This is a genomic window from Streptomyces sp. NPDC053432 (assembly GCF_055585365.1).
This window is the reverse complement of sequence record NZ_JBVJKF010000002.1, coordinates 489,083-501,567: the sequence shown is the minus strand read 5'-3', so window position 1 is coordinate 501,567 and position 12,485 is coordinate 489,083. Positions and strand designations below refer to the sequence as shown.

At 73.9% G+C, this 12,485-nt stretch carries 10 protein-coding genes; 4 read left to right on the top strand and 6 right to left on the bottom strand.

Annotated elements, in window-relative coordinates:
- Nucleotides 1-57: 57 nt before the first annotated feature.
- Complete coding sequence (locus tag ACZ6Y1_RS05390; protein WP_469623204.1) at nt 58-1,347, top strand: ATP-binding protein; 1,290 nt, start codon at nt 58-60, stop codon at nt 1,345-1,347.
- Between the two features lie 295 nt (nt 1,348-1,642).
- On the opposite strand, the gene ACZ6Y1_RS05385 is transcribed toward ACZ6Y1_RS05390, so the two are convergent.
- The 5 genes from ACZ6Y1_RS05385 to ACZ6Y1_RS05365 form a co-directional block, all read right to left on the bottom strand.
- Nucleotides 1,643-2,266, bottom strand: a complete 624-nt coding sequence (locus ACZ6Y1_RS05385) for a hypothetical protein (RefSeq protein ID WP_469623201.1) — start codon at nt 2,264-2,266, stop codon at nt 1,643-1,645.
- On the bottom strand, nt 2,263-3,879 hold the full coding sequence (locus tag ACZ6Y1_RS05380) for a serine/threonine-protein kinase (RefSeq protein WP_469623198.1): 1,617 nt from the start codon (nt 3,877-3,879) through the stop codon (nt 2,263-2,265). The genes ACZ6Y1_RS05385 and ACZ6Y1_RS05380 overlap by 4 nt, the downstream gene beginning before the upstream one ends.
- Before the next feature lie 106 nt (nt 3,880-3,985).
- Entirely contained in the window at nt 3,986-5,242 is a 1,257-nt protein-coding gene (locus ACZ6Y1_RS05375) for a Tm-1-like ATP-binding domain-containing protein (protein ID WP_469623193.1), read from the bottom strand.
- 59 nt (nt 5,243-5,301) lie between these two features.
- Nucleotides 5,302-5,802, bottom strand: coding sequence for an NUDIX hydrolase (locus ACZ6Y1_RS05370; protein ID WP_469623190.1), 501 nt, complete (start codon nt 5,800-5,802; stop codon nt 5,302-5,304).
- Nucleotides 5,803-5,832: 30 nt separating this feature from the next.
- Entirely contained in the window at nt 5,833-6,915 is a 1,083-nt protein-coding gene (locus ACZ6Y1_RS05365; protein WP_469623187.1) for a cation diffusion facilitator family transporter, read from the bottom strand.
- 180 nt (nt 6,916-7,095) lie between these two features.
- Here ACZ6Y1_RS05365 and ACZ6Y1_RS05360 point away from each other — a divergent pair, with 180 nt between their 5' ends.
- The 3 genes from ACZ6Y1_RS05360 to ACZ6Y1_RS05350 are packed head-to-tail and all read left to right on the top strand — an operon-like array spanning nt 7,096 to nt 11,092.
- Nucleotides 7,096-9,471, top strand: coding sequence for an FHA domain-containing protein (locus tag ACZ6Y1_RS05360; RefSeq protein WP_469623184.1), 2,376 nt, complete (start codon nt 7,096-7,098; stop codon nt 9,469-9,471).
- A complete protein-coding gene (locus ACZ6Y1_RS05355) occupies nt 9,468-10,106 on the top strand; it encodes a hypothetical protein (protein WP_469623182.1) in 639 nt (212 codons plus the stop codon). Before ACZ6Y1_RS05360 ends, ACZ6Y1_RS05355 begins: the two co-directional genes overlap by 4 nt.
- Nucleotides 10,106-11,092 (top strand): serine/threonine-protein kinase, encoded by a 987-nt coding sequence (locus ACZ6Y1_RS05350; RefSeq protein ID WP_469623178.1) that lies wholly within the window; start codon nt 10,106-10,108, stop codon nt 11,090-11,092. Before ACZ6Y1_RS05355 ends, ACZ6Y1_RS05350 begins: the two co-directional genes overlap by 1 nt.
- Here ACZ6Y1_RS05350 and ACZ6Y1_RS05345 read toward each other — a convergent pair.
- Nucleotides 11,066-12,325 carry a streptophobe family protein gene (locus tag ACZ6Y1_RS05345; RefSeq protein ID WP_469623173.1) on the bottom strand — a complete coding sequence of 420 codons (1,260 nt, stop codon included), beginning with the start codon at nt 12,323-12,325 and terminating at the stop codon, nt 11,066-11,068. The two genes, ACZ6Y1_RS05350 and ACZ6Y1_RS05345, sit on opposite strands and share 27 nt — an antisense overlap.
- Nucleotides 12,326-12,485: the final 160 nt, after the last annotated feature.

Genomic DNA, 12,485 nt, shown 5'->3' with positions numbered 1-12,485 from the left:
GCGCGGCCCCGCGGCCCCTAGCCTCGCCGCAGGAGCACGAACGAGGGGCGGTACCCGGTGAACTGGCTCATCCACGACTACCGCGAGAGCGATCTCGCAGCGGTGGTCCACCTGATCGACACCACGGCGGAACTCGGCCAGGAATCCGTCTTCTCGCTCGCCGAGTGCATCAGCGCCCTCACCGACCGGCAGCCCTGCGTGGTCGCCGTCCACCAGGGCGTCCCGATCGGCGCGGCCCTCGCCTGCGTCACCGGTGAGCGGGCCTGGGTCATGCGCATCGCGATCGCCTCCGGGTGGCGCGGCCGGGGCCTGGCCAGCGCCCTGCTCGTGGAGCTGGAACGGCGCCTGATCGCCGCCCGCGTGGGCCGCATCGCCTACGTGCTGCCGGAGGAGGACCTCCTCGGCGAGGGCCTGCTGAACGCCGGATACACCCGGCAGCCCGCGGTCGCCTACTTCGAGAAGACCGAGCCGCTGCACGGACCGGCGGCGGGCCTCCTCGACGACCTCGGCGGCCGCTTCCTCCCCAACGACCTGTGGGCCAAGGTCGCCGGGATGGAGACGGAGAAGGACCTCATCGAGCGGCGCGTGGTGCTGCCGCTGGCCGAGCCCGAGCGGGCCGCCGCCCACGGCGTCCGGCCGCCGCGCGCCATCACCCTCTTCGGCCCGCCCGGCACCGGCAAGACCACCTTCGCCCGCGCCATCGCCTCCCGGCTCGGCTGGCCCTTCGTGGAACTGCTGCCCTCCCGGCTCGCCGACGGCGGCAACCTGGCAACCGCACTGCGCGACGCCTTCGCCCGGATCTCCGAACTGGAGCGGGTCCTCGTCTTCATCGACGAGGTCGAGGAGATCGCCCCCGTGCGCAGCGAGCCCGCCCAGCCCGGCGGGACGCACGGCGTCACCAACGAACTGCTCAAGCTGATACCCGGCTTCCGGGAGGGCGACGAGCGGCTGCTGGTGTGCGCCACCAACTCCATCCGCTCCCTCGACCCGGCCTTCCTGCGGCCGGGCCGCTTCGACTACCTGATCCCGATCGGCACCCCGGACGCCGGGGCCCGCGCCGCCATCTGGTCGCGGTACACGGCCGGGCGCCCGGACGTCGACGTCACGGCACTGGTCGCGGCGACGGAGCTGTTCACGCCGGCCGACATCGAGCACGCGGCGCGCATCGCCGCCCAGGTGTCCTTCGAGCGGGACCTGGAGGCGGTGGGGGCGCGCGGCGCGGCGGCCTCGCAGCCGGGCGCGACCACGGCGGACTACCTGGCGGCGGTGGCGCAGTGCCGGCCGACGGTGACGCCGGCCATGACGGGCGAGTTCCAGGCCGACATCACGGCGCACGCCCGCTTCTGAACTCCGTCCCCCGGTTGCGGCGGGGGACGGATGCGCAAGTGGCCCGCGGTCGCTCCCCAAAGCGGCCGCGGGCCTCCCGCGCGGACGTGGCGTCCGCGCGGGACGGTCACGGTCCGGTTGGGGTGTTCGCCGGCTGGAACGTGACGCGCATCGATGCCGGAGGGCGTCCTGCACGCCCCCCGTCAACACCTTCGAGTCTTCCAGCGGGCCGGCCCGCGGGCTTCGGCCGGACGGCCACGGCCGGCCCAGGCCGCCTCGGCCGAAAGGCCGACGGGCGCCGCGGTCCTGCGCCGCCCTAGGGCCGGCAGCTGTACGTGAACTCCACGGACGCCGTGCGCCGTTCGGGTGTCAGCAGCTGGAGCTCGGCGCGCGCCGGGTAGCTGCCGCGGCCCTGGAAGGTCCACAGCAGGTGCAGCCGGGCCTCCCGCTGCCCGCTCGGCACCCGCTCCTTCAGCTCCTCGGACTGCGTGCCGTCGCTGCGCACCCAGCGGTAGGTGAGGGTGCCCGGGCGGCCGTCCGTGCCGACGACGGCGACCACGTCGGCCGCCGCGTCGCAGGCCGGGCCCTTGGGGTCGGTGCCCACGGTCAGGCCCCGCACCTGCAGGGCCGGCCCGAACCGCTGCCACCCCAGGTACGCGAGGACGGCGAGCAGCACCACCCCCGCGAGGGCGTACCGCCGCAGGCCCGCGCCCCGGCGGCGCGGCGGCGGCCCGGTGGGCACGGTCACCGGGAACGGCGCGGGCATGGCCGCGGTGATCCCGGGCCCGAAGCGGAGCACGGACCCCTCGACCCGGTCGGGCGCGACCGCGCCGGGCCCTTCCGGGCCGGTGAACCAGTGGCTGCCGAGGACGGTGGCGCTGTATTCCTCGTCGCCGCTGCCCGAACCGTCACTGGTGAGCTTCCGGGTGACGTCGTTCATGCGGGAACGCACCTCCGCTTGGCCTGGATGCTGTGCGTGGCCGGACCGGATCCGGCCGCCGGCGTGGTGGTGACCCGGACGCCCCAGTAGCAGCCGGCGCCGGTGAAGGTGTGCGTCATCGACGGCTGCGCCGATCCGACGGCGTACTGGTACGCGCTGGTGCCGTCGGGCGTGGCGAACGGGTTGGCGGCGTCCCCGGTGAACCACTCGAAGGTGACCTTCACGTTGCCGGTGCCCGAGGCCTTCAGGAGGACCGAGGCCTGGCCCTGGTTCAACGCCGTCTGCGCGAGCGTCACCCGTGCCGCGTACACGTCGACGGCCGGGGTCGGTGGCGCCGTCGTGGGCTTGGGCGCCGTCGGTTTCGGCGTGGGGCTCGGCCCGGGGTCCGGGCTGTACGAAGCCGAGGGTGACGCGGACGGCGACGCGCTCGGCGAGGCGGACGGACTCGCCGACGCCGACGGCGTGGGGGAAGCGGACGCGGATGCGGACGTGGAAGGGGAAGGGGCCGGCGTCGGCGAGCCCGGTCCGGACGGGGCCGCGCTCGTCGTGGCGAACGCGCTCAGCGCCGAGGCCCCGCCCGGGGACGCCCCGAGCGCCTCCGTCGTCAGGACCAGCGCCGCTCCCAGCACCAGCGCCACCCCGGCCGCCAGCAGCCCGCGCCGGCCCGGGGCCCAGCGGGAGGCGCTGGGCAGCGTGGTCGTCGCCACCGCCGTCGTACCCGCCGCGGACGCACCCGCCGAGGGGAACAGCAGCGGGAGGAGCGCGGCCAGTGCCGCCAGCTTGCGCTGCCCGCGCTCCTCCCACTCGGGTCCGTACGCGGCGAGCGCCACGTCCTCCAGCTCCGCGACGAAGGCCTCGGCGTTCTCCGGCCGCTGCTCGGGCCGCTTGGCCAGACCGCGCCGGATCAGCGGCCGTACCGGCTCGGGGGCCTCGGTCTCGGGGACCGGCGCCTCGATGTGCTGGACGGCGAGCTCCGCGAAGTTGTTCCCGTCGTAGGGCTTGCGGCCGGTCAGGCACTCGAAGAAGGTCGCCGTCGCCGCGTACACGTCGGCGGCGGGGGAGGCGGGCCGGCCCTGCCACTGCTCGGGGGCCATGTAGGCGGGGGTGCCGGCCACCCCGGGCGTCGCGCCCCGGTCGGCCGCGATGCCGAAGTCGACCAGCTTCGAGGAGCCGTCCGCCGCGACCAGCACGTTCTCCGGCTTGTAGTCCCGGTGGACGACACCCGCCCGGTGCGCCGCCGCCAGCCCGAGCAGAGAGCCCTTCAGGACGACCAGCGCGGCCTCCGCGTCGGTCTGCCCCGACTGCTTCAGCAGGGCGCGCAGCGAGATCCCGTCGACCAGTTCCATCACGATGGCGGCGCCGCCGGGCGCCGTCGCGTACTCGACGTACTCGTACATCCGAACCACGTGCGGGGAGCGCAGGGCCCCGAGCAGGCGCGCCTCGGCCCGGAACTCCCCGACGAAGGCGGGGTCCTCGCGCAGCCGGTCGCTGAGGTACTTCACCGCGACGGGCGTGCCCGTGCCGTCGTGGACGGCGAGCACCACACGGCCGCTTCCGCCCGAACCCAGCTCCCGGACCTCCGAGTAACCGGGGACCGTCCACGTGTCCGTCATCGCCTGAGCCCCCCGCATCCCGGGTCGTCGAGGTGGGCGGTCGGACGACCGGCCACCCCCCAGGACACTTTTCCGCCACGGCCGGTTCCCAACCGGGCCGGGCGTCTCACGCGGCGGCCGACACCGCGCCGATCATGGCGTGCAGACGGTCCGCCGCCGCGCGTCCGAAGGCCGGGTCGTTGATGTGCGTGTCGTAGTCGTGGAGCCGGGCGGCGCTGCCCCGCAAGCCGTCGCGCAGCGCCGAGAACAGGGCCCGGTCCGCGGCCGGGTCGTGGTAGGGACCGCCGGGTGCGCCGAGCGTGGACAGCCCCCGGAGCGGGACGCACACCGCCGTGGGGCCGGTGGCCGTACGGAGTTTCGCGGCGACCCGGCGGCCGAGTTCCGCACATTCCGCCTCGGTCGTGCGGATCACGGTGATGGACGGGTTGTGCACCCGGACCCTGCGGTACCGGACCCGTTCGGGCAGGGTCTCCACCGGCCCGAACTTGACCATGTCCAGCGCACCCAGGCTCACCACCTGCGGGATCCCGGCCCGTCCGGCCGCGCTCAGCCGGTCGGGACCCGCGGTGAGGATGCCCCCGCACAGGTCGTCCGCGAGCTCGCTGAGCGTCAGGTCGAGGACGCCCGCGAAGACGCCCTGCCCGGCCAGGGTCTCCAGGGTGCGGCCGCCGGTGCCGCTGACGTGGAAGACCAGCACCTCGTAGCCGAGCTCCGTCAGCCGCTCCCGGGCCGCGTCCACGCCGGGCGTGGTCACACCCGCCATGCTCGCCGCGACCAGCGGCCGTGACCCCGACCCCAGCCGGGCCGGGCGGTGCAGCTCCAGCGAGGCGCGGGCGAAGCCCTTGGCCATCCCGGCGGCGGCCTCGGCCGCGTTGGCGAGGACCGGGGCGGAGATGCTGTTGATCCCCGCGATGTCCACCACGCTGTACATCATCGTGATGTCCGAGGATCCGACGTACGGGGACACGTCCCCGGACGCCATGGACGAGACCATCAGTTTCGGTACGCCGAGCGGCAGCGCGCGCATCGCCCGGGTGGCGATGGACGTGCCGCCGCTGCCGCCGATCGCGAGCACCGCGTGCAGCCGGCCCTCGGCGTGCAGGCGCAGCAGGGTCGCTTCCGCGCCCCGGGCCATCGTGGTGACGGCCGCACCCCGGTCGGCGGCCGTGCGCAGTTCGGACAGTTCGGCGCCGGCCGCCCGGGCCACCGCTTCTCTGGGCACGTCCGCGGGCACGCGCGGTTCGCCCATGATTCCCGTATCGACCAGTACCACCTCGACGCCGGCGCGCAGCAGCCTCTCGCGCAGCCAGCCGTACTCCACACCCTTGGTGTCCAGGGTCCCCACCAGCACGACGTTCGTCATATGTGCAATGTCCACGCAGGTGGGGTTTGATGGCAAGTAAAGGTCGGGTCAATGTCCCCTCAATCCTCCAGAAGGGCCAACAGGCGCTCCACGAACGGAATCTGAGCGGGGATCAATTTCAGCCGGGCCGCGGCGGGATCGAACCAGGCCACCCGGTCCAGCTCGGGGAACTGCTGGACGGTTCCGGAATGCGGCGGCCACTCCAGGGAGAAGGTGCCCGGCACCATCAGGGCGGGGTCGAGATCCGCCTCCACCGCCCAGATGGTCACCAGTTTCCCGCTGCTGAGGCGTACGTCGCCGAGCGGCAGGTACTCGCCCTCCGGAGGGGGCATCCCGAGCTCCTCGGTGAACTCCCGCCGGGCCGCGTCGCGCGGGGTCTCGTCCGGCTCGTACTCGCCCTTCGGGATGGCCCAGCCCCCGGCGTCCCGCCCGGACCACAGGGGGCCGCCCATGTGGCCGAGCAGGACCTCGATGCCGTGACCGGCCTCCGCCGGGGACCCCGCCGCCCCGCCCGTACGCCGGAAGAGGAGCAGACCGGCACTGCGTTTCCCGTGGCTCATGGGCACATGTATGCCCCGCCGGAGGCGGACTCAGTGGTCGTGCGGGCCCTGCCGGTGGACCGGCCCGTGCGCGTCCGCGCAATGGGAGTCCCCGGGATCCTCGCCCGGCCGCCCGACCGTGAGCAGCGAGTCCTGGACGTGGTCGACCTGGAGCGTGGTGTGCGTGATCCCGTACTCCTCGGCCAGCAGCCCCTCCAGGTCGCGGCGGACCGCGTGGCAGTCGCCACCCGGCTCCACGAGCACGTGCGCCGAGAGCGCGGCCTGGCCGGAGGTGATGGTCCAGATGTGCAGGTCGTGCACCTCGGTGACCGGCGGCCGGCCCACGAGCCGGTCGCCGACCGCGTCCGGGTCCACGTGGGCCGGCGCGGCCTCCAGCAGGATCCGTCCGGACTCGCGGATCAGCCCGTACCCCGCCTTGACCATCAGGGCCACCACCACGAGGGTGGCGATGGCGTCGGCCTGGCGGAATCCGGTGGTCAGCACGATCAGACCGGCGACGGCGGTCCCGATGAAGGCGAACAGGTCGTTGAGGATGTGCTGGAAGGCGCCCTCGACCGCGAGGGAGGAGCGGTTCGCACGGGAGATGCACCAGGCCGCCGCCACGTTGACGACGATGCCCGCGAGGGCGGTCACCAGGACCAGGCCGCCCTCCACCGGCGGCGGGTTCATCAGCCTCCGCACGGCCTCGTACGCCAGCCAGGCACCCAGCAGGAGCAGGGTCAGCCCGTTGGCCTGCGCGGAGAGTATCTCCGCGCGCTTGAGCCCGTACGTGAACCCGCCGCGGGCCGGCCGGGCCGCCAGCCGCATCGCGATGAGCGCGAGGACGATCGAGACGGCGTCCGTCAGCATGTGCGCCGCGTCGGAGATCAGGGCCAGCGAATGGGCCAGGATGCCGATGACCACCTCGGCGGCCATGAACGCGGTGATCAGGCCGAGCGCGATCGCCAGCCAGCGGCGGTCGGCGTCCGCGGACACCCCGTGGCTGTGGCCGCCGTGGCCGTGAGCGTGCCCGTCGCCGTCGTGACGCGCCGTCCCCTCGTGCGCGTGCCCGGCCGCGTCGTGAGCGTCACCGCTCCCGTGCCGGTGGTCGTGAGCCTGGTCCAGCCCTGTCATGGCGTCCCCCGTCTCCCTTCGCACACCCGTGTGTCCGGGTCCGTCGCGTGAAGTGAACCGCACTCGGACGAGATGGGCAAAGGCTGCAACGGGGACCGTTGTCATTAGCCATAAGAGGCCCCTGACCTGCGGTGATGTCGTGCCGCTGCCGTGACCGCCGGATCGTGGGAAAATCTGCTCATGGTCCAGCGCCCCGGTGTGCCGACCGCGCCCGAGCTCGTCCTGGAAACCGACCTGGGCTCCACTCGGATGAGCCCCGGCCGGAGCTACCACGTAGGCCGGGACCCCCTCTGCGAGATCTGCCTCGACGACGCCCGCGTCTCCTGGCACCACGCGATCCTGCGCCCCGACGGCGACCACTGGACGATCGAGGACGAGGACAGCACCAACGGGACCTGGGTCGACGGCCACCGCGTCCAGGAATGGAGCGTCGGCGTCGGCACCGAACTCCGCTTCGGCAGCGTCGAGGACGGCCCCCGCGCCGTCGTCGTCGGCCGGACCCCCACGGCCGCGGGCTCCGCCCGGCCGTCCGGCGTCTCCAACCCCGGCATGACCGGTACCTTCCGGCAGCCGACCACCGTGCGCCCGCTACCGCCCCGAACGGCCGTGCGCATCGGCCGCGCCCCCGACAGCGACCTCGTCCTCGACGACCTCATCGTCTCCCGCCGGCACGCCGAGCTGCGCTCCCTGGCGGACGGCACGTACGAGATCGCCGACCTCGGCAGTCACAACGGCACCTACCTCAACGGAGCACGCATCGACGGGGCCGCCCGCCTCGTCGAGGGCGACATCGTCGGCATCGGCCACTCCGCCTTCTGCCTCGTCGGCGACCAGCTCCAGGAGTACGTCGACACGGGCGAGGTCTCCCTCGACGTCGAAGACCTCACCGTCACCGTCGACCAGGGCCGCAAGACCCTCATGGAAGGCGTCTCCTTCCCCGTGGGCGCCAAGTGCCTGCTCGCCGTCGTCGGCCCCAGCGGCGCCGGCAAGTCCACCCTGCTCGGCGCGCTGACGGGCCTGCGCCCTGCCGACAGCGGCACCGTCCTGTACGACGGCCGCGACCTCTACCGCGACTACGCGGAACTGCGCAGCCGCATCGGCCTCGTGCCCCAGGACGACATCCTGCACGCCCAGCTCACCGTCCGCCGCGCCCTCGTGTACGCCGCCGAACTGCGCTTCCCGCAGGACACCGCCAAGGCCGAACGCGAGGCCCGGGTCGACGAGGTGATCCGCGAACTCGGCCTCGTCCAGCGGGCCGACCAGCCGATCCACAGCCTCTCCGGCGGCCAGCGCAAACGCGTCTCCGTCGCCCTGGAACTCCTGACGAAGCCCTCCCTGCTCTTCCTCGACGAACCCACCTCCGGCCTCGACCCCGGCATGGACCGCTCGGTGATGCACATGCTGCGCGGCCTCGCCGACGACGGCCGCACCGTCATCGTCGTCACCCACAGCGTGCTCAGCCTCGACGTCTGCGACCGGCTGCTGTTCCTCGCCCCGGGCGGCCGCGTCGCGTACTTCGGACCGCCCCAGGAGGCCCTCTCCTTCTTCGGCTTCGACGAGTGGCCGGAGCTCTTCGAGGCGTTCGAGAGCCAGCAGGACCGCGACTGGGCGGGCGCCTACCGAGTCTCCCCCGAACATCGCCGCTACGTCGACGCCACCGCCCGCGGGGCCCGGCCGGCCGCCGGCGCCGCGGAGCCCCAGCGCGCCGCGCCGCTGCCGCCGCCGAAGGCGCAGAGCTGGGGCGCCCAGCTGTCCACCCTGATCCGCAGGTACGCGGCCGTGCTCAGCGCCGACCGCACCTTCCTCGTCATCATGGTCGCGCTGCCGTTCATGATGGGAGCCATGGCCCGCGCACTCGCCGGGAGCACCCTCACCGCGGAGACGGCGCTCAACGCCCTGCTCATCCTGACCATCGGCGGCGTGCTCACCGGCGCCGCCAACGCCGTCCGCGAACTCGTCAAGGAACGCGTGATCTATCAGCGCGAACGCGCCGTCGGCCTGTCCCGTTCCGCCTACCTGATGTCCAAGGTGGTGGTGCTCGGCACGATCACCGTCGCCCAGGCCGTCGTCCTGACCCTCGTGGCCCTCGGCGGAGTGGAGCTCAACGCACCGCGCGGCCGGGGCGTCGTCATGCCACCGCTCATCGAGATCACCCTCGCCGTGGCCCTGCTGTCCTTCACCGCGATGATGCTCGGACTGCTCATCTCCGCCCTGGTCCGCAAGGAGGAGGTCACCATGCCGCTGCTGGTCCTCCTCGCCATTGTCCAGGTCGTCTTCTGCGGCACCCTGCTGAAGCTCTACGACGTCGCCGTCCTCGAACAGGTCGCCTGGTTCGCTCCGGCGCGGTGGGCGATGGGCGCCATGGGCGGCACCATCGACGTGGGCGCCATCGTCCCCGGCCGGCTCACACAGGACCCGATCTTCGACCACCGGACCGGCGTGTGGCTGGTGAGCATCGCCATGCTGCCGGTGCTGGCCGTGCTCTTCGGTCTGCTGGTGTCCCGGCTGCTGCGCAGGCACGAACCGGCCGTCATGCGGAAGCAGCCCAAGCGATGACCTTCCCCGACGCGGTCGCCGACTTCCACCCGACGCACGTCGTCCCCCAGGAGGGGATGCCGGCCTGGGAGTCCCCCGACGCGACCCGGCCCACCGTCCCCCTCGACCCCTTCCTGCCCGTGCAGCTGCTGTCCCGCAGCGGGGACTGGGGCGAGGTCCTGTGCGCCAACGGCTGGTCCGCCTGGGTGGACGGCCGGCTGCTGGTCGCCGTACCGCAGCCCCCGCCCACGGCCGGCGGGAACCCGCCGGCCCGCGGTGAGGACCCCCGGCCACAGCTCGCCCGCAGCACCCAGACCGTGGAGCGCTACCGGCGGGCCGTGGAGGAACTCGCGTCGGGGCGCATCGGCGCCGAGGCCTTCCGCCGCTCGGTCCGGGGCCTGCGCGCCGGGATCGTGCTCGACGGCGAGTCGGTCTGGCTCTACGACGAGACGACCGGACGGTGGCTGTACGGGGACGGCACCCACCTGAGCACCTACGCCGTGGCCGGGGGACCGGGCGCCTCACCCGACGCGGAGACCGACCCGCTCGGCGTCCAGCTCGACGTCGACGTGCTGGACGACGGCGCCGACACACCGCCCGCCGGGCCTGTGGGGCACGCCCCGACGCAGATCGTGAAAGACCCCGGGACCAGGTGATGGGCGAGTCGCCCGGAACGGGACCGGCCACCGGCCGCCCCTCGGACCTGCGGGGCAGGCAGATCGCCGGATACCTGGTGGAGAGCGAGATCGGGCGCGGAGGCATGGCGGTCGTCTACCGGGCCCGGGACCTGCGGCTCGACCGGACGGTGGCGCTCAAGCTGCTGGCCCCGCAGCTGGCGGGCAACGACACCTTCCGCCGGCGGTTCGTCCACGAGTCGCAGGTGGCCGCCGCCATCGACCATCCGCACATCGTGCCCGTGTTCGAAGCCGGGGAGACCGAAGGGCTGCTGTACATCGCGATGCGCTTCGTGGCCGGTCAGGACCTGCGGGCCATGCTCGACCGGACCGGCCCGCTGCCGGTGGCGACGGCCGCCCGGATCGCCGGGCAGGTGGCCTCGGCGCTGGACGCGGCACACGACCACGGCCTGGTCCACCGGGACGTGAAGCCCGCCAACATCCTCGTCGCGGCGGGCACCGACAGCGAGCACCCCGAGCACGTGTACCTCACGGACTTCGGCCTGACGAAGAAGTCGCTGTCGCTGACCGGGTTCACGACGGCCGGGCAGTTCGTGGGGACCCTGGACTACGTCGCGCCGGAACAGATCTGGGGCAAGCCCGTGGACGGCCGCTGCGACGTCTACAGCCTCGGCTGCGTCGTCTACGAGACCCTCGCCGGAGCGCCGCCCTTCCAGCGCGACGACGACATGTCCCTGCTCTGGGCCCACCAGTACGATCCGCCGCCCCCGCTGGGCTCCCGCCGGCCGGGCCTGCCCGCCGCGGTCGACGAGGTGCTGGCCAAGGCCCTGGCGAAATCGCCCGAGGACCGCTGGGACACCTGCCTGGAGTTCACCGGCGCCCTGCGCCGCGCGGACACCGGCGCCGGGGAGCGGGGGAAGGACGGACCGGGCGGCGGACCGAAGGCCCCGCCGCCCGTGCCGACGCCGCCGCGCTGGGCCCTACCGGTGTTCCGCGGGATGCTCTGACCCGGCCGGTTCGTCCACCCTGCCGCCGCGGTGGAGGGGCCGGGCCAACAGGGCGCCCAGGAACCCGGCCACCGCGCCCCACAGGAGCGCCAGGCCGGCCGTCCGCCCCAGGACCGCGCCGAACTCGACCGTGCCGCCCAGGCCGTCCACGTCGCCGATGCCCAGCAGGGACAGCCCGAACCGGGCCTGCACCCCGGCCAGCAGGCAGACGGTGAGGGTGCCGAGGGCCAGGGCCACGCCCAGGTGGACGGCGTGCTGCCACGGCCGCACGTGCGCGGGGGAGCGCACGGCCGTCAGCACGCCCGTGCCGAGCAGCAGGACGGCGGCGACGACCACCAGCCACCACGCCCGCGCGTCCCGTTCGGCGAGCGAGGCGACGTCGATCGTGGAGAGGTCCGGGCCGCGCAGGGCCTGGTCCAGCAGCTGGGGCATCGGCAGCCCGAAGGGCCCCTCGACCCTGCCCTCCCAGGCGCCGCCGAAGCCCAGGGTCAGCGCGGGCCAGACCAGGTTGGGCAGCCCGAGCAGCAGCACGGCGAGGGTCCGCGCCGCATGGCCCTGGGTGGCGGCGACCACCAGCCCGACGACGATGCCGAGGACCACGTACGCGAGGAGCAGTACGACGGTCGCGAAGGCGGCGGGGCGCAGCGCCGTGTGGAAGCGCACCAGCCGGGCGGGCAGCGGAGCGCGCCGTGAGACGAGCAGGGCGACCAGCAACAGCCCCAGGATCCACAGCAGTCCGAATCCGAGCGTGGGGCCCGGGTCGCCCTCGAAACCCACCTTCGGCGCGGAGTCGAGGAGTTCACCGATCTGCCCGAGCGGGTCGTCCCCGGCGGTGAGGGAGAAGGTCTGCCGGGCGAACAGCGTCACGCCCAGGAGTACGAGGAGCCAGATCACCACCAACGGAGCAGCGCGGCCGAGGAGTTCACGCGGTCGCGCCACCGCCCGGTTGTGCAGCGGGCGCAGGAAGAGCCAGCCGGCCGTGAGGGCGCCGACGAGGCTCACCGAGAGCGGCAGCAGGGACAGGCTCGCCTCCGCGCCGCCGAGGACCCCCGCGCCGCCCGTCACCTCCACGGAGCCCCCGGCCGCCATCACCACCACGGCGGCGACGACCCGGGGGAACGCGCCGCCCGGCAGATCGCCGGCGCCGGCACAGGCCAGCCCGGCCGCGGCGACGGCCGCCATCACCGCGAAGGCGGCGAGGACGGCCACCAGGGCGTCGCGCAGTGCCCCCACGGAGCTCCCCGGCGATGATGATCGCGTCGTATGGCTCACCCAGCCACCGTAGGCAGGCTCGGCTTGCGGGCACCACCTGAACGGCGCACACAATGGTCCGGCAGGGAACTCCTCCTCCTGGGAAGAAGAGCCCGTGACCACGCAACCTTCCGGCAGCCAG